Origin of the sequence: Rhodococcus sp. KRD197 (assembly GCF_017168235.1) — a bacterium.
Taxonomy (GTDB): domain Bacteria; phylum Actinomycetota; class Actinomycetes; order Mycobacteriales; family Mycobacteriaceae; genus Rhodococcoides.
In genome coordinates this window covers 895359-919927 of the sequence record NZ_JABFAO010000004.1, presented here as the reverse complement: position 1 = coordinate 919927, position 24569 = coordinate 895359, and the positions used below count along the sequence as shown (strand labels likewise).

The 24569-nt window shown below is 64.7% G+C and carries 20 protein-coding genes; 9 read left to right on the top strand and 11 right to left on the bottom strand.

Annotated features, from left to right (window positions below; all coding sequences use genetic code 11):
• The 3 genes from J1M86_RS10585 to nadA all read right to left on the bottom strand — a co-directional run.
• On the bottom strand, positions 1 to 498 hold a 498-nt coding region (locus J1M86_RS10585; RefSeq protein ID WP_368857262.1), incomplete at its 3' end, for a nicotinate-nucleotide diphosphorylase.
• On the bottom strand, positions 495 to 2105 hold the full coding sequence (locus J1M86_RS10580) for an L-aspartate oxidase (protein ID WP_206509749.1): 1611 nt from the start codon (positions 2103 to 2105) through the stop codon (positions 495 to 497). The genes J1M86_RS10580 and J1M86_RS10585, both read right to left, overlap by 4 nt.
• The gene (nadA, locus tag J1M86_RS10575; RefSeq protein ID WP_206509748.1) at positions 2102 to 3190 is read right to left on the bottom strand and encodes a quinolinate synthase NadA; all 1089 of its coding nucleotides are present in this window, start codon (positions 3188 to 3190) and stop codon (positions 2102 to 2104) included. The genes J1M86_RS10580 and nadA overlap by 4 nt, the downstream gene beginning before the upstream one ends.
• Positions 3191 to 3269: 79 nt before the next feature.
• Between nadA and J1M86_RS10570 the strand changes: the two genes are divergently transcribed.
• The gene (locus J1M86_RS10570) at positions 3270 to 3980 is read left to right on the top strand and encodes an NUDIX domain-containing protein (protein ID WP_206509747.1); all 711 of its coding nucleotides are present in this window, start codon (positions 3270 to 3272) and stop codon (positions 3978 to 3980) included.
• Here J1M86_RS10570 and J1M86_RS10565 read toward each other — a convergent pair.
• The 3 genes from J1M86_RS10565 to bioB are packed head-to-tail and all read right to left on the bottom strand — an operon-like array spanning position 3977 to position 5788.
• Complete coding sequence (locus J1M86_RS10565; protein ID WP_230555974.1) at positions 3977 to 4528, bottom strand: DUF2567 domain-containing protein; 552 nt, start codon at positions 4526 to 4528, stop codon at positions 3977 to 3979. The two genes, J1M86_RS10570 and J1M86_RS10565, sit on opposite strands and share 4 nt — an antisense overlap.
• A 20-nt stretch (positions 4529 to 4548) precedes the next feature.
• Complete coding sequence (locus J1M86_RS10560; RefSeq protein WP_075840703.1) at positions 4549 to 4764, bottom strand: hypothetical protein; 216 nt, start codon at positions 4762 to 4764, stop codon at positions 4549 to 4551.
• Positions 4765 to 4774: 10 nt separating this feature from the next.
• Complete coding sequence (gene bioB, locus J1M86_RS10555; protein ID WP_075840702.1) at positions 4775 to 5788, bottom strand: biotin synthase BioB; 1014 nt, start codon at positions 5786 to 5788, stop codon at positions 4775 to 4777.
• 133 nt (positions 5789 to 5921) lie between these two features.
• Here bioB and J1M86_RS10550 point away from each other — a divergent pair, with 133 nt between their 5' ends.
• Entirely contained in the window at positions 5922 to 6509 is a 588-nt protein-coding gene (locus J1M86_RS10550; protein WP_206509746.1) for a TetR/AcrR family transcriptional regulator C-terminal domain-containing protein, read from the top strand.
• On the opposite strand, the gene secA2 is transcribed toward J1M86_RS10550, so the two are convergent.
• Positions 6506 to 8815 (bottom strand): accessory Sec system translocase SecA2, encoded by a 2310-nt coding sequence (gene secA2, locus J1M86_RS10545; RefSeq protein ID WP_206509745.1) that lies wholly within the window; start codon positions 8813 to 8815, stop codon positions 6506 to 6508. The two genes, J1M86_RS10550 and secA2, sit on opposite strands and share 4 nt — an antisense overlap.
• A 178-nt stretch (positions 8816 to 8993) precedes the next feature.
• On the opposite strand from secA2, the gene msrA reads away from it, so the two are divergent.
• The 5 genes from msrA to treZ all read left to right on the top strand — a co-directional run bounded on the left by msrA (position 8994) and on the right by treZ (position 18251).
• The gene (gene msrA / locus J1M86_RS10540) at positions 8994 to 9512 is read left to right on the top strand and encodes a peptide-methionine (S)-S-oxide reductase MsrA (protein WP_230555976.1); all 519 of its coding nucleotides are present in this window, start codon (positions 8994 to 8996) and stop codon (positions 9510 to 9512) included.
• Between the two features lie 159 nt (positions 9513 to 9671).
• On the top strand, positions 9672 to 11786 hold the full coding sequence (locus J1M86_RS10535) for an acyltransferase family protein (protein ID WP_075840577.1): 2115 nt from the start codon (positions 9672 to 9674) through the stop codon (positions 11784 to 11786).
• 34 nt (positions 11787 to 11820) lie between these two features.
• The gene (gene glgX / locus J1M86_RS10530; RefSeq protein WP_206509743.1) at positions 11821 to 14094 is read left to right on the top strand and encodes a glycogen debranching protein GlgX; all 2274 of its coding nucleotides are present in this window, start codon (positions 11821 to 11823) and stop codon (positions 14092 to 14094) included.
• 3 nt (positions 14095 to 14097) lie between these two features.
• Positions 14098 to 16515: a malto-oligosyltrehalose synthase gene (treY, locus tag J1M86_RS10525; RefSeq protein ID WP_206509742.1), complete on the top strand. Its 2418-nt coding sequence runs from the start codon at positions 14098 to 14100 to the stop codon at positions 16513 to 16515.
• Positions 16512 to 18251, top strand: coding sequence for a malto-oligosyltrehalose trehalohydrolase (gene treZ / locus J1M86_RS10520; protein WP_206509741.1), 1740 nt, complete (start codon positions 16512 to 16514; stop codon positions 18249 to 18251). The genes treY and treZ overlap by 4 nt, the downstream gene beginning before the upstream one ends.
• A 3-nt stretch (positions 18252 to 18254) precedes the next feature.
• Here the strand turns inward: treZ and J1M86_RS10515 are convergent, their stop codons facing one another.
• Positions 18255 to 19766: an MFS transporter gene (locus J1M86_RS10515; RefSeq protein ID WP_206510045.1), complete on the bottom strand. Its 1512-nt coding sequence runs from the start codon at positions 19764 to 19766 to the stop codon at positions 18255 to 18257.
• Positions 19767 to 19885: 119 nt separating this feature from the next.
• On the opposite strand from J1M86_RS10515, the gene J1M86_RS10510 reads away from it, so the two are divergent.
• The gene (locus tag J1M86_RS10510; RefSeq protein WP_075840574.1) at positions 19886 to 20422 is read left to right on the top strand and encodes a TetR/AcrR family transcriptional regulator; all 537 of its coding nucleotides are present in this window, start codon (positions 19886 to 19888) and stop codon (positions 20420 to 20422) included.
• On the opposite strand, the gene ilvA is transcribed toward J1M86_RS10510, so the two are convergent.
• Genes ilvA through J1M86_RS10495 form a run of 3 tightly spaced genes read right to left on the bottom strand, consistent with a single transcriptional unit; the run spans position 20410 to position 24050 of the window.
• Entirely contained in the window at positions 20410 to 21783 is a 1374-nt protein-coding gene (gene ilvA, locus J1M86_RS10505; RefSeq protein ID WP_206509740.1) for a threonine ammonia-lyase IlvA, read from the bottom strand. The two genes, J1M86_RS10510 and ilvA, sit on opposite strands and share 13 nt — an antisense overlap.
• Before the next feature lie 43 nt (positions 21784 to 21826).
• Positions 21827 to 23602: a pyruvate dehydrogenase gene (locus J1M86_RS10500; protein ID WP_206509739.1), complete on the bottom strand. Its 1776-nt coding sequence runs from the start codon at positions 23600 to 23602 to the stop codon at positions 21827 to 21829.
• Positions 23603 to 23615: 13 nt separating this feature from the next.
• Entirely contained in the window at positions 23616 to 24050 is a 435-nt protein-coding gene (locus J1M86_RS10495; RefSeq protein ID WP_075840572.1) for a nitroreductase family deazaflavin-dependent oxidoreductase, read from the bottom strand.
• Between the two features lie 269 nt (positions 24051 to 24319).
• Here J1M86_RS10495 and J1M86_RS10490 point away from each other — a divergent pair, with 269 nt between their 5' ends.
• Positions 24320 to 24556, top strand: a complete 237-nt coding sequence (locus tag J1M86_RS10490) for a hypothetical protein (RefSeq protein ID WP_075840700.1) — start codon at positions 24320 to 24322, stop codon at positions 24554 to 24556.
• Positions 24557 to 24569 lie beyond the last annotated feature (13 nt).

Here is a 24569-nt window from a genome sequence, read left to right as displayed (position 1 = left end):
CTTCTGGATCGAACGCAGCCCCGGCAACGTCTTTCGACTGTCGCGAATCCTGGGGTCGGTATCGGCGACCTCGGCGACCCAGGCTGCAGTGGTGGTCGCGATGCCGGATAGGTGGCACAGCAGGTTGAGCATGGTTCGCTCGGCGGTCAGAAGTCCCCGTGTCGGTGCGGTGACCGTGAGGATCGACTGACCCGGAGCCACTCGGGCGCCGTCGACCGCCCGGTCGACGATGTCGTAGTTGCCTGCCCCGATGACCTCGTCGAGCACGAGTAGTGCGATGTCGAGGCCGGCGACGGTGCCGGGCTCGCGCGCGACGACAGCGGCCGTGCAGGACGCGTCGGCGGGGACCGTTGCCGTGGTCGTCACATCGGATCCGTACCGGAGGTCCTCGTCGAGGGCTGTTGCGACCAGCGCGCGCACCTCGTCGACGTCCAACCCCTGCCGCCGGAGAGCGTCGTGCGCGCCCGAAGTGTTCGAGGTGATCTCACTGCTGGTCATGTCACTCCTGTCAGGGCGGCGGTGGATTCGAGAACCCCGTCGCGCAGACGCAGTCGAATGCTCCGCGCCGAGTTCTGGTCGAGGTTCGGAAAATCACGCCGGGTGTGCGCGCCGCGGCTTTCGCGCCGCTGTGTGGCAGCGAGGACAAGGGCCGATGCTGTGAGCGTCAGGGCTGCGTCCTCCCGGGCGCGATCGCTGGGCGGCGATTCGCACGCTAGTGAGGTCAGCGCCGATGCCGCGTTCTCCAGGCCCTCCGAATCCCGGACCACTCCGGCGCTATTGGTCATCAGTTGCTGCAGAGCGGCTCTGGGGACGCTGCGGGTGGGGCCCACGGCCGCATCCAATTCGGGGATGTCGAAGTCGGGGATGTCGAAGTCGGGGATACGGCGACCGCGCCGCTGCGCGGCGGCCACACCGGCACGCTCGCCTACGACAAGACCTTCGAGCAGGCTGTTCGAGGCCAACCGGTTCGCGCCGTGCAGACCGGTGCGCGCAACTTCCCCGGCTGCGAGAAGACCGGGAACGCTGGTGCGGCCCGAAACGTCGGTGACCACACCTCCGCAGGCGTAGTGCGCAGCCGGTGCCACGGGAACCAGGTCGTCGAGCGGGTCGATCCCGGCTGCGAGACACGATGCGGTGACCGTGGGAAACCGCGTGTGGAAGTTGCGAATCGCTCGCGCGTCGAGCCACACGTGTTCGGCGCCGGTCCGGTGCAGCTGCTCCGCGATCGCACGCGAGACGACATCGCGCGGAGCGAGGTCGGCGAGAGGGTGTATGCCCGTCATGAACCTCACCCCGTCCGTGTCGACGAGATGGGCACCTTCACCTCGAACAGCTTCGCTCACGAGGGGACGAATACCGGTGGCCCCGGCGGCGAACAGCACCGTGGGATGAAACTGGACGAATTCGAGATCGGCCACTTCTGCGCCGGCATGCAACGCCAGCGCGATGCCGTCTGCCGTGGCACCTTCCGGATTGGTACTGCAGGTGTACAGCTGGCCGGATCCGCCCGTGGCCAGCAGAACCGAGGGCGCATGGATGACGCCGTAGCCGTCGGCGGAGGCTACGAGCAGTCCGGCCACCTCGCCGTCGGCGAGGAGAACTCGAACGGCCGAGGTGTCGCGCAAAACAGGGGTGTCGCGAAGAACAGAGCCGTCGAGCGCGCGCTGTACCTCGGCTCCGGTCGCGTCGCCGCCTGCGTGCACGATTCGGTGCGCCGAGTGGCCACCCTCTCGTGTTCGCGCCCACGCACCGTCCGGTCCGCGGTCGAAGTAGGCCCCGAGCGTTTCGAGCGTGGCGACCGCACGCCGGCCGTCGGCGATGATCGATCGGGCGGCGGACTCGTCGCACAAACCACCGCCGGCCTCGCACGTGTCGGCGACGTGCGCGTCGACCGAATCCGCAGTCCGAGAATCACCGGGAACAGCGATGCCGCCCTGCGCGTAGCGGGTGGCCGTCCCGTCCGAGCCGCCCTTGGCGACCGTCACCACCCGCAGTCCGAGACGTGCGGCAGCCAACCTCGCGCTGAGCCCGGCGACGCCGGCCCCGACCACGACTAGGTCAGCGGACGCTTCCCACGAGACGGTCGTCCCGCGAGGTGTTCTCACTCCCCGCCGCCCGGATTTCCGATCTCGATCATGCGCTGCACCGACTTGCTCGCGACATGCGCGGTGTCGAGGTCGACGTGTACCTCGTCCTTGCCCTCGACGAGGCAGCGAAGCAGCGCGGCCGGAGTGATCATCTTCATGTAGCTGCACGACGCGCGATCGTTGACGGCTTGGAAGTCGACATCAGGCGCGGCGCGGCGCAGCTGATGCAGCATCCCGATCTCGGTGGCGACGAGCACCTGTTTGGCACCCGTGGTGCGGGCCGCTTCGAGCATGCCGCCGGTCGAGAGGATCTTGACCTTGTCCGCGGTGACGAACCCTTCGCCGGCGAGGTACAGAGCCGAGGTTGCGCAACCACATTCGGGGTGGACGTAGAGCTCGGCATCGGGGTGCGAGCGCGACTTCGCTGCAAGTTCGTCTCCGTTGATGCCGGCGTGCACATGGCATTCGCCGGCCCAGATGTGCAGGTTTTCCCGTCCGGTGACCCGTTTGACGTGGGCGCCGAGGAACTGGTCTGGCAGGAACAGGATCTCTCGGTTCGGGTCGATCGACTCGACCACCTCGACAGCGTTCGACGACGTGCAGCAGATGTCGGTGAGCGCCTTGATCTCGGCAGTGGTGTTGACGTACGAGACGACGACCGCGTGCGGGAAGTCGGCTTTCCACTCGCGCAATTGTTCGGCGGTGATGGAATCGGCCAGCGAACACCCGGCACGCTGATCGGGGATGAGTACCGTCTTCGACGGACTGAGGATCTTGGCCGTTTCGGCCATGAAGTGCACGCCACAGAAGATGATCTCGTCTTCCGGAACCTCGGCTGCGATGCGCGAGAGCGCGAGCGAGTCGCCGACGTGGTCGGCGACATCCTGAATGGCCGGCAGCTGATAATTGTGCGCGAGCAGTGTCGCGCCGCGCTTGCGCGCCAATCGTTTGATCTCTGCCGCCCACTCCTCGGTGGGCTCGACGCCGCTGTACCCGCCTGGACCGTCGACGATGTCGGCCGTCCCGGCCCACACCGACTCGGTCGACGCTGCTGCATCCCCTGGCAAGCCCCGGGGTTCGAGCTCGGTTGCACTGCTCGCCATGGCGGTTCTCCTTCGTCCATCATCCGGTCCGCTGATGCCGGATTTCGTTCTTGCAGGTTTTCGACTTACAATCGAAAACATGCGCAATCGTAGCACTGTGCACGAAGTCCTCATCGCGGTCTTCCAAGTTCGCAGCTTCGGCGCAGGTAGGGCACCTGAACTAGCGGTACTGCTCTGGCAGCGCGCGAAGGACCCGGAGAAGGGAACCTGGTCACTTCCCGGCGGCGTGCTCGAGGACGACGAGGACCTCTCGACGTCGGCGCATCGGCAGCTCGCAGTGAAGGTCGATGTCCGCGAGGTCGCCCACCTCGAGCAGCTATCCATTTTCAGCGATCCCAACCGCGTTCCCGGTGCCAGGCGCATCGCGTCGAACTTCCTCGGTCTCGTGCCCTTCTATGCGGATCCGACGCTGCCGCCGGACACGGCCTGGCACCCGGTTGCGTCACTTCCAGAAGCATCGTTCGATCACGGCACCGTTGTCTCGCACGCGCGAAATCGATTGATCGCCAAGCTGTCCTACACGAACATCGGATTCGCTCTGGCTCCCGTCGAGTTCGCGATGTCGACACTGCGCGAGATATATTCCGCAGCCCTCGGCTATCACGTCGACGCCACCAACCTCCAACGCGTGCTCGGCAGGCGCAAGGTGATCGAAACCACAGGCAGGACGTCACCCTCGGGCAAAGCTGGAGGTCGCCCGCCGGCGCTGTACCGGTTCGCCGAATCGTCGTTGCGGGTGACCGACGAGTTCGCGGCGCTGCGCCCTCCGAACCAAACGCTGCCGGACTAGGGCCGCTCGGCCTCGACGTACTCGGTGCCGTTCGCGGACGCGCTCTCCAACTCGTCGCACGGCACGTCTTCGTCCGGGGTGTACCGAAGATTGTCGTGCGGATTCATCGCCGCCAGCAGCACGACGACCAGCGAGGTGATCAACGGCTGCACGACAAGCACGAGCAGGGACCCGATCCCGGGAGCTACCGACACCACCGACCCGACCGCCGAGTCCTCGGGGCGGGGGTGGATCAGGCCGGCGATCCAAATTCCGATTGCGAGCATCGCCGCGGAACCGAGCGCAGCACCGACGAGCAAGCCCAGGTACAACATCGGTCCACGGGCTCGCGTCCATGCCCAGAATGCCACCGGCAGCACGATTCCCGCGACGAACGCACCACAGGCGAACAATGCAAGCGCGTCGAATCGATGCAAACTCTCGCCCGTCAGAGCGGCCCCCACACCGGGAGCGACTACGACGACCTGCTCCGGCGGCGCCAGGACGGACCACACCAGACCGCTCAGCGCGCCGACGAGCACTGACACCGCTATGGGCAAACCGGCCATCCGCCTTCGCTGCATGGTCGTCACCGCTCTCCGAATGCAGCCGAGTCGATCGCCCCATGACGCGAGCATGTCGACGACCACCCGTGCGGCAATACCTGAACCACCCTGCGGCGTCCGCAGTCCGCACAGAATCGAGGCGGTTCCAGCCCGAGCATCACCGCTCGGGGAAGCCTGTCGCCATCCCCGGGCTGCACGGGACGTCCCGTGTAGGGGTTGTAGCGCTCGTCGCTCGTCACGCAGTCCACCTTAGATGGTGGAATTGAGCGCTTTGATCGGCATCCGCAGGCTGTCGAGCAGGTCGAGATCAGCCTCCGCTGGACGTCCGAGTGTGGTGAGGTAGTTGCCGACGATCACCGCGTTGATGCCGCCGAGCATCCCCTGCCGGGCACCGAGGTCTCCCAGGGTGAGCTCGCGGCCACCCGCGAATCGCAGAATGGTGCGCGGGAGAGCAAGGCGGAACGCAGCAACGGCGCGGAGCGCCTCGGAAGCCGGGAGCACGTCGAGATCTCCGAACGGCGTGCCGGGCCTCGGGTTGAGGAAATTGAGCGGAACCTCGTGTGGTTGCACTTCGGCCAGGTCGGCGGCGAACTCGGCCCGTTGATCGAGCGACTCCCCCATGCCGAGGATTCCACCGCAGCAGACCTCCATGCCGGCATCGCGCACCATCGCAAGAGTGTCCCGCCGCTCCTCCCACGTGTGGGTGGTGACCACCTGCGGGAAATACGAGCGTGCGGTTTCGAGATTGTGGTTGTAGCGGTGTACGCCCATCCCGACGAGCCGGTCGACCTGCGCTTGGTCGAGCATTCCCAGCGAGCACGCAATGTCGATCTCGACCTCGCTGCGGATCGCCTCGATCCCAGCAGCGACGCGGTCGAGCAAGCGGTCGTCGGGCGCTCGTACCGCAGCGACAATGCAGAACTCCGTCGCGCCGGATTTTGCGGTCTGCTTCGCTGCTTCGACGAGGCTCGGTATGTCCAGTCGAACCGCGCGCACAGGCGACTCGAACAACCCGGACTGCGAGCAGAAATGGCAGTCCTCAGGGCAACCGCCGGTCTGCAGACTGACGATACCCTCGACCTCGATTTCGGGGCCACACCACGCCATTCGGACCTCGTGAGCGAGAGCGAGCAGCTCCTCCAGTCGCTCGTCGGGTACGTCGAGCGCGCTCCTGACCTGCGCCCGGTCCAGCCCCACCCCGTCGGTCAGCACCTGCTCGCGCGCGATGTCGAGGATGTCGTTTCGGTCTGCTACTCGGCTCACGGACACTCCTGGTTCGGCAATACGCCATCGATAGTTGAACACCGCATAATTGAACACCGTTCAAGTTGAACGGCGTTCAGGCTATGCTGGGCATCGGACGGTGTCAAAAGCCGATCACGACAGGGAGTGTGGAGTGCAACTGCGCAGAGCCGACGTCCTCGACGGCGCGATCGCGATACTCGACGAGTACGGTCTGGGCGATCTCACGATGCGTCGACTGGCCACGTCGCTGCACGTGGGCCCCGGCGCCCTGTACTGGCACTTCAAGGACAAGCAATCCTTGCTGGGCGCGATCGCAGACGCGCTGCTCGCCGATGTCGACGCGCCACCCTCGGGTGAGACATGGGACGAGCGGCTGCGCGATCTCGCGCACCGCCTCAGAAATGCACTGCTCTCACGCCGAGACGGCGCAGAACTGGTCGCGGCCACCTACGCATCACGGCTGGTGACCAACAACATTCGCGAGCGCCTCGCCGCAGTGTGCATTCGCGCGGGCCTCACCCGTCGCGACGCCGAGCCGACCGCCGACACCCTGCTCTACTACATCCTCGGCCAGACCGTCGACGAGCAGGCGCGGATGCAGATGGACTCCGCGGGGGCACTCTCCGAACACGCTTCGCCCCTGTTCGAGACTCCCGATGCGACAACACGATTCAACTTCGGTCTCGGTTTGTTCATCGACGGCGTCCGCCACAAACTCGGCGAGAACGCCCGTATCTAACTGCCGCCGAAAATCGGTCCGAGACCGGCGCTGTTGGCAGTATTGCCCGCAAATGGATTGTCGTGCACCATGTACGTCCACGTCGATGTCGGACGCTGCAGACCTGCCTCGTCGAGGTCGATTCCCTCGGCGGTGATCTCCGCGGATTCGAACGTCGCGCAGGCCTGTTCCATCGCCTTGTTCGACAACTCCCCGAACGCCTCCACGGCAATGCGGTGATACTCGTCGAGCGGGTTCTCGCGTCCCAACGCACGCAGGTGGATGCTCTCCCGCACATCGGCCAGGTGAGCAAGGTACTCCGACCACGATCTATCGAGATGGAACAGCACGATTCGGCGCGCCGCCGTCACGAGCACATCCTCCGAGATCGACTCGCGCAACGTCGCCGCGCGGGCAGGGACAGCGGCGGACAACACATCGAGAGCCTCGTTCGAGGCCAGAAACGTCGCCCGTCGTGCGTCGAGGATGCTGCGGTGTTGCGCCGTCAGCTGGTTGTAACGCCACGTCCGCGAGTGCACCTCGAGCATCGTCCCCTCGGCGATGCGTTGGGCATGGTCCATTCTCGACGCCACCCCCGGCGCCGTGATCAGACCCGAATCATCGTGTTGCCCAGGCTTGTCCTTCGGACCCAGATTCGCTGTCACGACCTCGTCCTCCCAGCTCGAGAAGAACACCGACCGCCCGGGGTCACCCTGCCGACCAGCGCGACCCCGCAGCTGATTGTCGAGTCGTTCGGTGGTGTGACGACCCGTCCCCACCACGAGGAGACCACCCAGCTCGGCCACCTCATCGCGTGCCGCGACGTCGCCGGAGGGGCCGCCGAGCTTGATGTCGGTACCTCGGCCGGCGATCTGGGTGGAGACCGTCACCGCGCCTCGAACGCCCGCTCGGGCAATCACATCCGCTTCCTCGGCGTCGTTCTTGGCGTTGAGAACCACCGCGGGCACACCTGCCGCCGCGAGCAACGCATTCACCTCCTCCGACTCGGCCACATCGTGGGTGCCGATCAGAATCGGCTGCCCGCTCTCGTGGATTTCCTTCACATGAGCCACCATGGCGGCGTTGCGGTGGGCCGCGGTGTCGTAGACGCGATCGGGCTCGTCGAGGCGAACGTTGGGTCGGTGCGGCGGAACGACGGACACACCGAGCCCGTAGAACTTCTTGAGTTGCTCACCGGCCGCCAGGGCCGTGCCGGTCATGCCACACACGGTTGCGTACCGGCCGATCAGTGCCTGGACAGTGATGGTGTCGAGGATTTCACCGGTCTCGGTGGGTTTGAGGCCCTCTTTGGTCTCCACTGCCGCCTGCAATCCGTCGGGCCACCGTTGTAGTTCGGCGACGCGACCGCGCGAGGCATTGATCAACTGGACCCGTCCATCACGGACGATGTAGTGCACGTCTCGCCTGACGAGCACCTGAGCGTGCAGGGCGACGTTGACGGACACGAGCGTCGATCCCACGTGCTCCTCGGAGTACAGGTCGATTCCGCCGAACTCCTTCTCCACTCGCTCTGCACCAGAGTCGGTGAGGAAGACGTTCCGGCCGTCGGTATCGGTGTCGAAATCCGTTCCGGCTTCCAGGAGGCGAACTGTCTCGATGACCTTCGCCGCCGGCACCTCGGTCGAGACCGAGCCCGCCAGCACCAGCGGCACCAGAGCCTCGTCGACCAGCACCGAATCTGCTTCATCGATCAATGCCACGTCGGGTGTCGCCGTCACCAGGTCTTCGGCGTCGTCCACGAGATGGTCGCGAAGCACATCGAAACCGACTTCGTTGACCGAGGCGTACGTGACATCGCTGCCGTATGCCGCCCGACGCTCGTCGAGCGTCGAGGATTCGGACACCGAGCCGACCCGAATGCCGAGAAGGCCGAACATCGGGCCCATCCATTCAGCATCTCGACGAGCAAGAAAATCGTTGATCGACACCACGTGCACGGAGCGGCCAGACAGGACGTATCCGACGGCGGCCATGGCTCCGGCCAGTGTCTTGCCCTCGCCGGTCGCCATCTCGACGACATCGCCTTCGAGCATGCGAAGCGCGGCAAGGAGCTGCACATCGAACGGGGTCATGCCGAGCGAACGGCTCGATGCCTCACGAACGAGTGCCAGGTATCGCGGGACATCGAGTTCGCTGCCGGTGTGGACGCGCAGCTCGTTGGCCGCGGTGGCGATGTCCGTATCGGACAACGCGCTCGCCCAGGCCGAATGCGCAGCCGCCCGGTCCACCTGAGTACGCGAACGCGCCTGACGCTTCTGCGCCGAGCGCCCGAGCACCTTCCAGAACCGATCAGAACCGAATGCCATTCACCAATCCCTACATGCGAAGCCACCGCGATGCTCGCGCATCGTCTCTACCAGCCTACTGACGGCGCCGCTGCAGTCCTCCAGGCCGAGGGTTACGGTCGACATCGAGCGCTGTTCGAGTCCATCGCTGTTCGAGTCCATGGAGTACGCAGCGAGTTCCGACGAAGGAGTACATCAAGTGAGCACTACCACCGAGACCGCCATCCTCGCCGGAGGTTGCTTCTGGGGCGCCCAGGAGCTGATCAGGCATCAGCCGGGCGTGCTGTCCACTCGCGTCGGATACTCCGGGGGTGACGTCCCCAACGCGACGTACCGCAACCACGGCACGCACGCGGAAGCAGTCGAAATCGTCTTCGACTCATCTGTGATCTCGTACCGGGACCTGTTGGAGTTCTTCTTCCAGATACACGACCCGTCGACGAAGAACCGTCAGGGGAACGACGTGGGAGTGAGCTACCGCTCGGCGATCTACTTCACCACCGACGAACAGAAGCGAGTGGCGCTGGACACCATCGCCGACGTCGACGCGTCAGGATTGTGGCCCGGAAAAGTCGTCACCGAGGTGACCGCAGCAGGCCCGTTCTGGGAGGCCGAGCCCGAACACCAGGACTACTTGCAGAACTACCCGAGTGGCTACACCTGCCACTTCGTTCGCCCGGGCTGGAAGTTGCCTCGCCGCGAAGTAGCAGGCAGCTAGCCCGTCGGCTGCTTCTTCGGGCCGGTGCGCGCGGCGTGTTCGATCGCACACCGGCCACCGGTGGTCTGCGATTGTTCTCCGAGGTGAACGCAAAGTATCGTTCGCGCCAACAGGACATCACCCCGATAATCGCCGACCCCCGGAGCCTCAGCCCCCCTTATGCACGCCCAGTACTTACCAGCAGGCGTCGCGGAGACAGATGCTCACGCCGTTGCACCGACGAAGCCGCGTCCGGCGTTGCGGGAGGATCTCAACGGTCTCCGCGGCGTCGCAATTGCGCTCGTGGTGGTATTTCACGTCTGGATGGGTCGGGTCTCCGGCGGCGTCGATGTGTTTCTCACCCTCACCGGTTTCTTCTTCACGGCGTCACTGATTCGCGCGGCCGCATCCGGTGGGTCGTTGAATCCGTTCACTCGGCTCGGACGCGTGCTGCGCCGCCTCGGACCGCCGCTGGTGATCGTGTTGCTCGGCGTCGCGATCGCCACTGTCGTCCTGCTTCCGCAGACGCGGTGGGTCGATATCGGCAACCAATTGATCTCGGGTGTCTTCTTCTTCGTGAACTGGGAGTTGGCGTCGACGTCACAGGACTACCTGGCAGCCGATCCCGATGTCAGCCCTCTCCAGCACCTGTGGTCGGTCGCTGTTCAGTTCCAGTTCTATCTGGCGGCGACCCTCCTCGTATTCGGTCTGGCCTGGGTTCTCCGTCGCTCACGAGGCGGACACAGATTCAGTCCCCACCCGCGAATCTTCTTCGTGATCTTCATGGGCATCGCAGTGGTGTCGTTCGTCTACGCCGCCGACGGCACGGCGCGCCTGCAGTCCTGGAATTACTACGACACCGGTGCGCGCCTCTGGGAGATCCTGCTGGGCGCAGCAGTCGCGGCTCTGTTCGCGTGGCGGCCGCCCAACTCCGGCGCCTGGGCCGACCTGTCTTGGTCGAACCGAGCGTCCAGAACAGTCCTCGCTTCCGCTGGCCTGATCGCGATCCTCGCCTGCGGCTTCGTGGTGAGCGGGGTCGAGGAGTTCCCGGGCCCGTGGGCGCTGCTCCCGGTCCTGGCGACGATCGCGCTGGTGATCGCCGGGCCGAACACGGCGGTGGCGCACCTGCTCAGCACCCGGTTCAGCCTGTGGCTCGGGTCGATCGCGTTTCCGCTGTACCTGTGGCACTGGCCGATACTGATCTTCACGCTCGCCTACACCGGTGCACCGACGGCAGACTTCGCCACCGGCGCACTTGTCATCGCCGCGTCGGTCCTTCTCGCCATGGGCACGGTTCGGCTGTTGGAAAAGCCGGTGCAGGCCTCCCCCCGATCGTTCCACGCCACAACCATCGCAGCCGTTTCGGCAGTACTCGCCGCTGTGCTGGTAGTCGGTGCCATCAGCTGGGATCACTTCATCCGGCAGTCGGTGGCCGACCTCCAGGCCACCTCCACCTTGGATCCCGCGCTCTACCCGGGGGCACTCGCACTGACCAAGGGCAACGTGCCCGACGACGCCGAGGTGGTCCCCGAGCTGTTCTCCGCTCCGGAGGATCTCCCGCAGAGCACGATCGACGGGTGCATCGCCGACTTCGAGACGACCGACGTGTTGAGCTGCGAATACGGCGATACCCTCGCCTCTCGAACCGTGGCCCTCGCAGGCGGCTCGCACGCCGAACACTGGCTGACCGCAGTGGACCTGCTCGGGCGCGAACAAGGGTTCCGCGTTGTCACGTTCCTGAAGATGGGGTGCCCCCTCACCGCAGGACACATGGTGCTCCTCGGCGACAACGAATACCCGGGGTGTGTCGAGTGGTCACGAGCGGCGCTCGATCGCATGGGGGAACTCCGACCGGACTACGTGTTCACCACGTCGAGCCGCCCGAGAGAGCAAGGCCCCGGTGACTACACCCCAGATTGGTACATCGACGTCTGGAACGAACTGGCGTCCTACGGCATCGAAGTCCTCGGGGTACGCGACAACGCATGGCTCGCCCGTGAGGACGTCGCATATCGGGCTATCGACTGCCTCGCCGACGGTGGTGACGCGACATCCTGTGGGATGCGCCGAAGCGATGCGTTGGATGCGGTCAACCCGACCCTCGCCGCATCCTTCCGTCAGCCGGCCGTCCTGCCACTCGACCTCACGAACGCACTCTGCGACACAGCAGTCTGCCGCGTCATCGAGGGCAACGTGCTGATCTACCGCGACGAACACCACCTGACCGCCACATACATGCGCACGATGGCGCCCGAGCTGGGTAGGCAGATAGCTGCCGCGACCGGCTGGTGGTAAGCCGGGTACCGGCGGCCACAGTAAAGTTGCACTCATGTCACAGGACGCACCCACCGAATCACCCGCCGTCGAAGTCTGGCCGGGAAGCGCATATCCGCTGGGCGCGACCTACGACGGGGCCGGTACCAACTTCGCGCTGTTCTCCGAGGTCGCGGAGGCGGTCGACCTCTGCTTGATAGCCGATGACGGAACCGAAACCCGCATCCGTTTCGAAGAGTCCGACGGCTACGTCTGGCACGCTTACCTGCCATCGGTGATCCCCGGCCAGAAGTACGGCTACCGGGTACACGGACCGTGGGACCCGTCGCACGGTCACCGATGCGATCCGAGCAAGTTGCTCCTCGACCCGTACGGCAAAGCGTTCGAGGGTGCGTTCGACGGAGACCGCTCGCTGTTCTCGTATTCGCTCGACATGCCGGAACCTTCGGCGCCGGATCCGCAGGGTGAGGCAGCTGACGCAGACAAGCCATTCGAGGATGCCACCGACCTGACAGATTCGGACAAGAAGATCCTCGAGTCCGATCCCGTCGCCCACGACGAGACCCCCAGCGATGAGTTTCCGCAGCACGATTCACTCGGTCACACGATGACCACGGTGGTCATCAACCCGTTCTTCGACTGGCAGGCCGATCGCGCGCCGAGGCGTCCGTACCACGAGACGGTCATCTACGAGGCGCACGTCAAAGGCATGACCATCGCACACCCCGACGTGCCGGAGTCGCTGCGGGGCACGTACGCAGGCCTGGCGCACCCGGTGATCATCGATCACCTGCAAAATCTGGGCATCACGGCGATCGAACTGATGCCGGTACATCAATTCATGCAGGATCAGACTCTGCTCGACCAAGGACTCCGCAACTACTGGGGCTACAACACGTTCGGGTTCCTCGCCCCGCACGCGGACTACTCCTCCAATCCCACGGCAGGTGCTGCGGTCACCGAGTTCAAGGCGATGGTGCGGGAGTTCCACGCAGCCGGGATCGAGGTGATCCTCGACGTCGTCTACAACCACACCGCCGAGGGCAATCACATGGGCCCGACCATCAGCTTCCGGGGCATCGACAACGCTGCCTACTACCGCCTCGTCGACGGCGACCTCGCGCACTACATGGACTACACCGGCACCGGTAACAGCCTCAACGCCCGACACCCGCACACGCTGCAATTGATCATGGACTCGCTTCGGTATTGGGTGACCGAGATGCACGTGGACGGATTCCGCTTCGATCTCGCGTCCACCCTGGCTCGCGAACTGCACGACGTGGACCGCCTCAGCGCGTTCTTCGATCTGGTGCAACAGGACCCGATCGTCAGCCAGGTCAAACTCATCGCCGAGCCGTGGGACATCGGCGAGGGTGGCTACCAGGTCGGCAACTTCCCAGGACTGTGGACCGAATGGAACGGTAAGTACCGCGACACGGTCCGCGATTACTGGCGCGGCGAGCCGGCCACCCTCGGGGAGTTCGCATCCAGACTCACCGGGTCCTCCGACCTCTACGAGGCCACCGGCAGACGTCCCGGCGCCAGCATCAACTTCGTCATCGCGCACGACGGCTTCACTCTGAACGATCTGGTCTCGTACAACGACAAACACAACGAGGCGAACGGCGAGGACAACAACGACGGCGAGAGCCACAACCGATCGTGGAACTGCGGGGTCGAGGGCCCCACCGACGACCCGGAGATTCTGGACCTGCGCGCCCGCCAGATTCGCAACATCATGGCCACGTTGCTGCTGAGCCAGGGCACCCCGATGATCGCGCACGGGGACGAGATGGGGCGCACCCAACAGGGCAACAACAATGTCTACTGCCAGGACTCCGAACTGGCCTGGATGGACTGGTCGCTCGCCAAGACCAACTCGGACTTGATCGAGTTCACCAGGGCGGCCATCGCCCTGCGTAATCAACATCCGGTGTTTCGTCGCCGTCGTTTCTTCGAAGGCCTACCGATTCGAAGCGGCGAACAGACACGAGACATCGCGTGGTTGACGCCTGCGGGTGAGGAGATGACTCCTGAGGACTGGGACAGTGGATTCGGCAAGGGCTTGACCGTGTTCCTCAACGGCGAGGGCATTCCGGAGCCCAATCAGCGTGGCGAGAAGGTACTCGACGATTCGTTCCTGTTGTGTTTCAACGCGCATCACGAGACCATCGAGTTCCAGACACCCGACGGTGAATACGCCAAGGAGTGGACTGTTGCGCTCGACACAGCCGCGCGAACGGGAGCGAGTGAGAATGTCATCGAAGCGGGTACACCGGTGAAGGTGGCGGCTCGGTCACTGCTCGTTCTACGAAAGACGGACTGACATATGCCGATCCCCTCCAGCACATATCGACTTCAACTGCGTGGGGACGGCTTCACGCTCGACGATGCTCGCGGAATCGTCGACTACCTCGACGACCTCGGTGTCACCCACGCTTATCTGTCTCCGATACTGACGGCGACCGAAGGGTCGACACACGGGTACGACGTGGTGGACCCGACGACGGTCTCCGCTGCACTGGGTGGGCGTGGGGCTCTGATCGAGCTTGTCGCCGAGCTGCATGCGCGCGGCATGGGCGTGATCGTCGACATCGTTCCCAATCATGTCGGTGTCGACAATCCGCGTCAGAACGCATGGTGGTGGGATGTCCTGGGCAAGGGGCAGGCGTCGGAGTACGCCACCTTCTTCGATATCGACTGGTCGCCGGAGAACGGCACCGACGGCAAGATCGCCCTGCCCGTTCTCGGCTCCGACGAGGACGCCTCGGAACTGTTCATCGATCGAAGCGGCGACGAGGTCCTGCTCGCCTACTACGAGCACCGCTTCCCCATCGCAGCCGGAACCGACTCGGCCGCCGACGGCACAGCTGTCGACGATGCGCGCGCCGTTCACGACCGCCAGGCCTACCGATTGGTGAGCTGGAAGGCAGGACTCGTCGGATATCGCCGCTTCTTCTCGGTGAACGGTCTCGCCGGTCTGCGGCAGGAGGACTTCGACGTGTTCGCCGCCTCGCACAAGCAGGTCGCGAGTTGGATGACCGAGGGGCTGGTAGACGGTCTGCGGGTGGATCACCCGGACGGTCTCGCCGACCCCGGCGCGTATCTCACCGAACTGCGTGAGCTCATCGGCGATGATCGCTGGCTCGTGATCGAGAAGATCCTCGCGCGCGGCGAACCACTCGACGAGTCGCTTCCGGTGGACGGCACGACGGGATACGACGCCCTCGCCGATCTCGGTGGAGTGTTCGTCGACCCTTCGGGTGCGTCCGCACTCGGGGACCTGTCTCTCGCGCAGACAGGTACTCGCAGCGACGGCGAATGGTTGCACGCGAGCGAACAGGCACTCAAGGAATCGGTCGCAAGCGGGGATCTCGCACCGGAGGTGCGCAGACTCGCCCGAGCGGTTCGAACCGAAACCGGCACCGATGTATCTGCCGACGTCGTCACCCGCGCGATCGTCGCTGTGCTCGCGCGTATGCCGTACTACCGCGCGGACTACTCACCGCTCGCCGGGACCACCGCACGAGTGCTCGGCGCGGTTGCAGGTGCGGAACCCGCGCTGGAGCCAGGATTGGACGCACTCGCCGCGGCCTTGATCGCGGATCGCGAGTCGGCAGTTCGGTTCGAGCAGGTCTGCGGCGCGGTGACAGCCAAGAGCGTCGAAGACTGCCTGTTCTATCGGGCGACCCGATTGATCTCGCTTCAAGAAGTCGGCGGCGACCCAGCACAATTCGGTTCCACTCCCGCCCAGTTCCACCTTGCGAACGCCGACCGCGCGGTGCGTTGGCCGGCCGCGATGACCACCTTGTCCACGCACGACACAAAGCGAGGCGAGGACGTCAGGGCACGAATCGGCGTGCTGTCGCAGACTCCCGATCTCTGGGCACGGTGCATCGCAGACTGGCACGCAATCGTCCCCGGACCTGACGGCTCCACCGCTCTGTTCCTGTGGCAGAACTTGTTCGGCGTATGGCCCGCCGACGGCAGGATCGACGACGAGCTGCGCGAGCGTGTCCATGCTTACGCGGAGAAGGCAATTCGTGAGGCCGGCCTCGATACCGGTTGGATCGAGGTGAACGAGGCTTTCGAGAACGCGGTGCACGAGTGGCTGGATTCGGTAATGGCAGGTCCGGTGGCGGATTCGATGACAGCACTGGTCTCGCGTCTCGATCCGCACGGCCGTAGCGACGCGCTGGGGCAGAAGCTCCTGCACCTCGTCGGCCCCGGAGTACCCGATGTGTATCAGGGCACCGAGCTCTGGGAGGACTCACTGGTCGACCCGGACAACCGTAGGCCGGTGGACTATTCGGTTCGGCGCGAACTCCTGGCCGCTACGGCTACACCGACTCTCGATCACACCGGCGCCGCCAAGTTCTGGGTCGTCAGAGCAGCCCTTCGCCTTCGGCGTGACCGGCCCGACAGTTTTGTCGGCGGCACCTACGCATCCGTGTGCGCGACAGGCGACGCCTCGTCCCACCTGATCGGCTTCGCTCGTGGACCCGTACTCGGCGCGCCCGATGTCATCGCCCTGGCGACGCGGCATTCGCTGAAACTCGAGTCCGAGGGTTGGGGTTCGACGACAGTGGTATTACCCGATGGGCAGTGGACAGACCGGCTCACCGGCACCACCTACGTAGGCGAGGCCGCAGCCGCCGATTTGTTCGCTGCATTGCCGGTGGCGCTGCTGGTGCGTCAGACACCGACCGTAGAGATCCCGGAGAGTTCAGGAGAGAACGACGCATGACCCACCGCTTCGAGGTATGGGCGCCGAGGCCGAACACCGTCAGTCTGCATCTGGACGGAGAACTGCATCCGATGCACCAGGGCACCGACGGCTGGTGGTACGTCGACGTCGATGCGGCGCCCGACAGCAGGTACGGTTTCGTCCTGGACGAGGACGACACCGTCCTGCCGGACCCCAGGTCGCCTCGACAACCCGAGGGTGTGCACGAGCGGTCTCAGGTACATCGTCTCGACGAGGGAGCTTGGACCGATTCCGCGTGGACGGGGCGACAGCTACCCGGTGGCGTCATCTACGAGTTGCACATCGGAACCTTCACTCCTGAAGGTACTTTCGACGCCGCGGTGGACAAACTCGACTACCTCGTCGATCTCGGTGTCACCTTCGTCGAAATCATGCCGGTCAACGGGTTCAATGGAACCCACAACTGGGGATACGACGGCGTCCTCTGGTACACCGTCCACGAGGCCTACGGCGGCCCCGACGGGTTGCAGCGCCTCGTCGACGCGTGCCACCGCCGCGGACTCGGTGTCGTACTGGACGTGGTCTACAACCACCTGGGACCGTCCGGCAACTATCTGGACCGCTTCGGCCCGTACATGGCCCAGGGAGCGAACAGCTGGGGTCAGGCGATCAACTACTGCGAGGCCGATTCCGGCGCGGTACGGCGTTACGCGATCGAGAATGCTCTGCGCTGGTTTTCCGAGTTCCATATCGATGCCCTGCGTCTGGACGCCGTCCACGCCATCGTCGACCACACCGCGACGCACCTTCTCGAAGAGCTGGCCATCGACACCCGCAGACTCGCAGCACATCTGGGGCGGCCACTGACCTTGATCGCGGAGAGCGATCTGAACGATCCGACCCTCGTCACCGCCCGGTCCGGAGGCGGTCTCGGGCTCGACGCCCAATGGGACGACGACATCCACCACGCGATTCACGCCGCGGTCTCCGGTGAACGGCAGGGGTACTACGGCGATTTCGGATCCCTCCAAGCCTTGGCGAACACGCTGCGCCAGGGTTTCTTCCACGCAGGCACCTACTCGTCGTTCCGGGGTCGTACACACGGTCGGCCGGTGGACACACGGCGCATTCCGGCAAGCTCGTTCGTCACGTACACCACCACGCACGATCAGGTCGGCAATCGCGCGATCGGCGACAGGCCGGGTTTCTACCTATCCCCCGGGCAACTCGCTGTCAAAGCTGCACTGGTTCTGGCCTCTCCGTACACGCCCATGCTGTTCATGGGCGAGGAGTGGGGGGCGTCCACGCCGTTCCAGTTCTTCACCAGTCACCCCGAACCCGCACTCGGCAAGGCCACTGCCGAGGGCAGAAAGGCGGAGTTCGCCGAGCACGGCTGGGACAGCGCGGACATCCCCGATCCGCAGGATCCGGACACCTTCGCTCGATCCAAGCTCGACTGGTCCGAGCTTTCCGCAGGCGACCACGCACGACTGCTGGATACCTACCGGGGCTTGCTGACGTTGCGGCGTCGCTTCGCCGAGATCACCAACCCCTGGCTCGAGAATCTCACAGTCGACTACGACGAGGACGAGCGGTGGATCGTTCTGCACCGTGGTTCACTGCGAGTGGTGTGCAACCTGTCGGAGAACGAGGTCACCGTTCCGGTCGGCGGCACGTCGCTGTTGGCGTGGACCGATCCGATCTCCGACGAAACCGGTTCGGCGACAAAGATTCCGGGTCACTCGTTCGCGGTTCTCGCTGACCCTCGCGCCTGATCGTCAGCGACGGGGCCGCAGACGCACCAGAACGCCGATTGCCGTGGCTGCCATCACGACTGCTGTCGCGATCGCAGCCACGTGCATACCGGTGACGAAGGCATCGTGAGCCGAGGCCGTCAGTGCTGCACCGATATCGGCCGGGAGATCCTCGGCGACAGCGCCTGCGCCGCCTAGTGTTTCCCGAGCCGCGGCAGCCGATTCGCTGCTCAGACTGCCGACGTCCAGACCCCGTCGGAAGAACGACATAACGACGGTGCCCAGGATCGCTACACCGAGTGCGATGCCGAGTTCGTAGGCAGTCTCGGACACTGCGGACGCCGCCCCTGCTCGTTCGGGTTCGACCGCCCCGACGACGAGGTCGGAGGTCAGTGTCAGCGCAACACCCGCCCCGGCGCCGACGAGCACGAACCCGAAGATGAACAGTGCCGGACCGCTGTCGACGCGCAGTCCGTAGAGCGAGGCGGCACCGATCGCGGCAAACGCGAGTCCCCCGGCCAGCAGCGTCGCCGGTGCCACGATCCGCACCATGTATGCCGCCAGCAGCGAGGCGACGATGCTTGCAGCAGTGCCTGGCAGCAACAACAGTCCGGCCTGCAGCGGACTGTTGCCGAGAACGAGTTGCAGATACTGCGCGCCGAAGAACAGCACGCCGGCCAAGGCGAAGACCGACAGGAAGTTCGTGAACACCGCGGTCGAGAAGGCGGGGTTGGCGAACAGGCGCAGGTCGATCATCGGGTCGGCGAGCCGTCGCTGCCTGCGCACGAAGATCACACCGGAGACAATTCCGACCACCGCGGCGAGAATGGTTGCTGGTTCCATGCCATGCGCCACGGTCTCTTTGACGGCGTAGACGAGCGGCACGAGCGCAAGCATCGACAGTGCTGAGCTGATGAGATCGAACTTTCCGGGAAACGGGTCCTTCGATTCCGGTATGACCAGCGGGCCGAAGCCGATGAGCGCGATCATCACCGGAATATTGATCAGGAAGACCGATCCCCACCAGAAGTGTTCGAGCAACCAACCTCCGACGAGGGGGCCGCCGGCCGCGCCGCCGCCGGCCATGGCTCCCCAGATTCCGATGGCCATGACGCGCTGCCGAGGATCGGAGAACATGGTGCGGATCAGGCCGAGGGTTGCCGGCATCAGCGTGGCACCCGATACGCCCTGCAGTACGCGGGCTCCGATCAGCATCTCCGGGCTCGTCGAGAACGCCGCGACCACCGATGCGATGCCGAAGCCCGCAGCACCGATGAGTAGAAGCTTGCGCCTTCCGACTCGGTCGCCCAATGTGCCCATCGTGATGAGCAGTCCGGCCAACACGAACGAGTAGACGTCGATGATCCAGAGCAGCTGATTGCTGGTGGGTGCGAGATCAGCACTGATGAAGGGCAGCGCCAGATCCAGAACGGTGCCGTCGACCGCGACGAGGAGCACCGCGAACGCCAGGACGACAAGGCCGAGCCACTCCCTGGGCGTCGCCTGCTGGGGTGCCTCCGGTTGCATGCTGGGCATGCGCAACTCACTCACTGACTTCTCCTCGAATCATCCGGCGACTGACCGTCCAGCCGGTACAGTGCCAAGCTAGCAGTAAACCGTCCAGCCGGTAAAGTCGATTGGGTACAGTGGGCGGCATGTCATCGGACACACGCGATCGGATACTCGACGCCCTGGAGGAAATGCTCCTCGATCACGGTCTGAGCAAAGTGACGCTGGAATCTGTCGCGGCAAACGCCGGGGTGTCCAAGGGAGGACTGCTCTACCACTTCAGCACCAAGGACGCGATGATCGCCGCGATGGTTCGACGGCTCGGCGAGCGATCCGATCAACAGCGCGCACAGGCCGCAGAGGGCGGCACAACCGTCGCCCAGTGGTACCTGCAACCACCGGGGTCGATCTCGGACAAGGAGACGGCCCTCTTCCGCTCGACACTCGCCGTGCTGCGCAGCGTCGACGGAAACCCCGGCGAGATCCACCGCGCGGTCACCGAGGTGATGCGGTTGTGGGACGAGGGTCTCCGGTCGGAGATACCGGACCCGGTCTCAGCCGAGATCGTTCGACTCGTGGGCGACGGTATCTATCTCGGGGCCCTGCTCGACCTACCGCCCGTGGACCGGGACCTGCATCGACGCGTCGTCGAGCGCCTACTCGGACCGGATCAGGTCAGATAGCGATAGGCGGGCGAACCCGGTTCGAGTTGTTCCACCCGTAGACGAGAGGTCCGCATGCGCTCGAGCAGCGCACTGAGGCCCGTCGCGACTCCCAACTGGATTCCCACCAGCGCAGCGCCGGTCTCGCGATTGTTGCGCTTGACGTACTCGAACAACGTGATGTCGTCCTCCGGGCCCAGCACCTCGTCGAGGAACCGACGGAGCGCACCCGGTTCCTGCGGAAAATCCACCAGGAAGTAGTGCTTGAGTCCGAGGTGGACCAGTGACCGTTCGAGGATTTCCCCGTATCGCGACACGTCGTTGTTGCCACCGGAGATCAGACACACCACGGTGCTGCCCGGCGCCACCGAGATATGCGTCAGCGCGGCCACACTCAACGCACCGGCCGGCTCGGCGATGACACCCTCGTTCTGATACAACTCGAGCATTGCTGTGCAGATGGCACCTTCGTCGACCTGTGTCATCAGAAACGGCCCGGAGTCTGCTGTTCTCCCCGGGAATGTCGGCACCGCCACCAGTGGCAGTGACGCGTGCGTGACCACCTCCGCACCCAGCGAACGCAAGGCCTCGAACGGGACGTCTCCGATGCGGCGAACAGCGGCGCCGTCGACGAACGGGTCGATATCGGTCAGCGTCACCGGTCCCCCGGCGACCAGCGCAGCCGTCATCGATGCCGCTCCCGACGGCTCGACACCGACCAGGGCGGTCGACGGCGACCTCTCGCGCAGGTAGGTGGAGATGCCGGCGATGCATCCGCCGCCGCCCACAGGCATGACGACCGTGTCCGGCGGCGACCCCAATTGCTCGATTATCTCCGCAGCAATGGTCCCTTGACCGGCCACAGTGCGACGATCGTCGAACGGCGGAACCATGGTGGCACCGGTTCGTTCCGCATCGTCCGCGGCAGCAGCCGCAGCCGCGTCGAAGGTGTCCCCCGTCAAGATCAGCTCGACGTAATCGCCGCCGTGCACAAGTATGCGGTCACGTTTCTGCTTGGGCGTGTTCGCGGGCACATAGATGCGGCCGCGCACCTTCATGGATCGACACGCGAAGGCGACGCCCTGCGCATGGTTGCCTGCACTGGCGGTCACCACTCCGACTGCCAACTCCTTGGGAGTCAGCTGCGACATCAGGTTGTATGCGCCCCGGATCTTGTACGAGCGCACGATCTGCAGATCTTCACGCTTGAGGTAGACGTGCGCGCCTGTGACGGCAGACAAGCGCTCGCAGTACTGGAGAGGTGTTGCTGCCACGACATCGGAAATTCGACGGGCAGCCGCGTCGATGTCGTCCGCGGTGACCGCGAACGAACGAGTGCTGTCGACGACATCAGAGGGTGCGACATCAGGGGTATTGACCACGCGTCCATGCTGCCACCAGTGACCATGGACAACCGACTCGGGACTATCCCCGAGGCTCGAACTGCGACGGCAGCGGTACGTTCCGCAAGTTCGACTTCGCCATCTGCACGGCCTCGCCGACGCCTCCGTTCATCACCGTTCGCGACATCGCCAGCGCGAATCCCTTGATCTGCCCGCCGGTGATGTTGGGCGGCAACGACAGTGCGTTGGGATCGGTCACGATGTCGACCAGCGCTGGCCCGTCGTGTTCTAGTGCCGAACGAATTCCCGAATCGAGATCCGACGGATCCTCGATCCGCACCGAGAACATGCCCAGCGCCGACGCCACGGCGGCATAGTCGGTGGCGGGAACGTCGACGCCGAAGTCGGGCAATCCTTCGACGAGCATCTCGAGTTTCACCATCCCGAGGGTCGAGTTGTTGAACACGACGATCTTGACCGGCAGGCGATACATGGCAACGGTCACCAGTTCACCCATCAGCATGGACAGTCCACCGTCACCTGACATGGACACGACCTGCCGTGCCGGCAGTGCAACCTGCGCGCCGATCGCGTGTGGGAGCGCGTTGGCCATGGAGCCGTGCAGCGCCGACGAGAGGAACCTGCGGCGTCCGTTGGGGTTGAGATAGCGGGCGCTCCACACGTTGCACATGCCGGTGTCCGCGGTGAAAACGGCGTCCTCCGCGGCAAGGTCGTCGAGAATCGAGGCCGCAAATTCGGGGTGGATCGGGATGCGCTGCTTGACAGGCTTGGTGTATGCGCCGACTACCTTCGTCATCAGGGTGTTGTGACGATCGAGCGTGCTCTGCAGGAATTTGCGATCGTCCTTGCGGTTCACCAGGTGCAGCAGTGCCGCCATCGTCGCCTTGGCATCACCGTGCACGGCCAGATCGAGACTTGTTCTGCGGCCCAGATTTTCGGCTGCACTGTCGATCTGTGCAGTACGAACGTCGTCCGGAAGAAACTGGTCGTACGGGAAGTCGGTTCCGACGAGCAGGAGCAGATCCGCGTCGTGAATACCGTCGTGCGCGGCGCCGTACCCCAGGAGCCCGGTCATGCCGATATCGAATGGATTGTCGTATTGAACGAACTCCTTGCCGCGCAGGGAGTGTCCGATCGGAGCACCCAGAACCTCCGCCAGCTCGAGTAGTTCCGCCCGCGCATCACGTACACCCGCGCCCGCGAAAATGGCCACCGTGCTCGCCTCGTTCACGGCGACTGCGAGCGCCTCGACGTCTGCCATCGATGGAACGAGCGACGGCGTACCCGTGCGCACGAACGCGGGTGCCTCCCGGGCGACCGTCTGATCCGCAATATCGCCGGGGAGCGTCACCACTGCAACTCCGGACTTGCCGACCGCGTGTTGCACCGCGGAGTGGATCACGCGCGGCGACTGCTCGGCGGTACTGATCAGTTCTGTGTACACCGAACATTCGACGAACAACCGGTCCGGGTGCGTCTCCTGGAAGAAGCTCGACCCGATCTGCACGCTCGGGATGTGGGAGGCGATGGCCAGCACCGGAGCTCCCGAGCGGTTGGCATCGTAGAGACCGTTGATCAGATGCAAATTCCCAGGGCCGCACGAACCCGCGCACACCGCCAGCTTCCCGGTCAGCTGGGCCTCGGCGGAGGCCGCGAAAGCCGCTGCCTCCTCGTGCCGAACGTGCACCCAGTCGATCCCCCCGTCTTTCGAACCGCCACTGCGTCGGACCGCGTCGACGATGGGATTGAGGCTGTCGCCGACTATGCCGTAGATGCGTTCTACGCCGGCTTCGATCAGCTGCGCGACTATCTGTTCTGCAACGGTTCTGGGGCTCAACTCGATTGTTTCCTCACACTTTGGTCAGCACGAAAACGGGGATCTCCCGGTCGGTCTTGCGCTGGTAGTCCGCGTAGTCGGGATACGCCGCTACGGCGCGGTCCCACCACACTGCCTTCTCGTCACCGATTACCTCGCGGGCAAGGTAATCGGCCTTGTCCGGACCGTCCTGGAGCTCCACCAGAGGTTCGGCTTTGACGTTGTAGTACCAGACCGGATGCTTCGGCGCGCCGCCCAGCGAGGCGACCACGGCGTACTCCCCGTCGTGTTCGACCCGCATCAACGGTGTCTTACGAAGCTTGCCGGTCTTGTTGCCCTTGGTCGTCATCAAGACAACCGGCATACCGTTGAGCGTCGTTCCCTCAGTGCCGCCGGAACGTTCGAGAAGCTCGGCCTGCTTGCGCGCCCAATCCATCGTGCTCGGTTCGTATTCTCCTGTAAGTGGCATGACATCCAGTCAACACTCCTGTACCCCGCCAGCGCCAGACAAACCCTGCCCTGCGCCCGCATGTGTCCGCCCCGCGCCCGCATGTGTCCGCCCCGCGCCCGCATGAATGGACCATCACAACGGCTAGACGGCTACAAGGGACCATTCATGCCGAAAAAAGTGCGAAAAAAGTGCGAAAAAAGAGGGGGAAGCAGAAAGTTCGGTGGACCGAATCCTGCATTACGTATACCCTGATGCGGGTAGACAGCATCGCCGAACGGAGAGATCGGATGACGTACGTAGTCCCGAGCACATCGACTCGTCAGCATCGGCGTCCGAACACGGTCGACATCGCGGGTATCGCGTGGCCCGTGTACAAAGTCGAGGCACTCGTACTCGGAATTGCGATCTTCGTCGGCACACTGGCGCTGACGACGTCGCTGCAGATAGCGGTTCTCACCAGCGCCGCGACGACTGTTCTCGCCTGGTGGTCGCTACTTCTCCTCGAGCGCCGCTCACGCGACTGACCCGGCGTCGACG

Bases quoted from the DNA above. Each gene is read 5' to 3' on its own strand.
- J1M86_RS10495 (WP_075840572.1), bottom strand. From the start codon at position 24,050: ATGCCACTTACAGGAGAATACGAACCGAGCACGATGGATTGGGCGCGC.
- treZ (WP_206509741.1), top strand. From the start codon at position 16,512: ATGACCCACCGCTTCGAGGTATGGGCGCCGAGGCCGAACACCGTCAGT.
- J1M86_RS10490 (WP_075840700.1), top strand. From the start codon at position 24,320: ATGACGTACGTAGTCCCGAGCACATCGACTCGTCAGCATCGGCGTCCG.
- glgX (WP_206509743.1), top strand. From the start codon at position 11,821: ATGTCACAGGACGCACCCACCGAATCACCCGCCGTCGAAGTCTGGCCG.
- secA2 (WP_206509745.1), bottom strand. From the start codon at position 8,815: ATGGCATTCGGTTCTGATCGGTTCTGGAAGGTGCTCGGGCGCTCGGCG.
- J1M86_RS10515 (WP_206510045.1), bottom strand. From the start codon at position 19,766: ATGCCCAGCATGCAACCGGAGGCACCCCAGCAGGCGACGCCCAGGGAG.
- treY (WP_206509742.1), top strand. From the start codon at position 14,098: ATGCCGATCCCCTCCAGCACATATCGACTTCAACTGCGTGGGGACGGC.
- J1M86_RS10510 (WP_075840574.1), top strand. From the start codon at position 19,886: ATGTCATCGGACACACGCGATCGGATACTCGACGCCCTGGAGGAAATG.
- nadA (WP_206509748.1), bottom strand. From the start codon at position 3,190: ATGGCGAGCAGTGCAACCGAGCTCGAACCCCGGGGCTTGCCAGGGGAT.
- J1M86_RS10565 (WP_230555974.1), bottom strand. From the start codon at position 4,528: ATGGCCGGTTTGCCCATAGCGGTGTCAGTGCTCGTCGGCGCGCTGAGC.
- J1M86_RS10570 (WP_206509747.1), top strand. From the start codon at position 3,270: ATGCGCAATCGTAGCACTGTGCACGAAGTCCTCATCGCGGTCTTCCAA.
- J1M86_RS10535 (WP_075840577.1), top strand. From the start codon at position 9,672: ATGCACGCCCAGTACTTACCAGCAGGCGTCGCGGAGACAGATGCTCAC.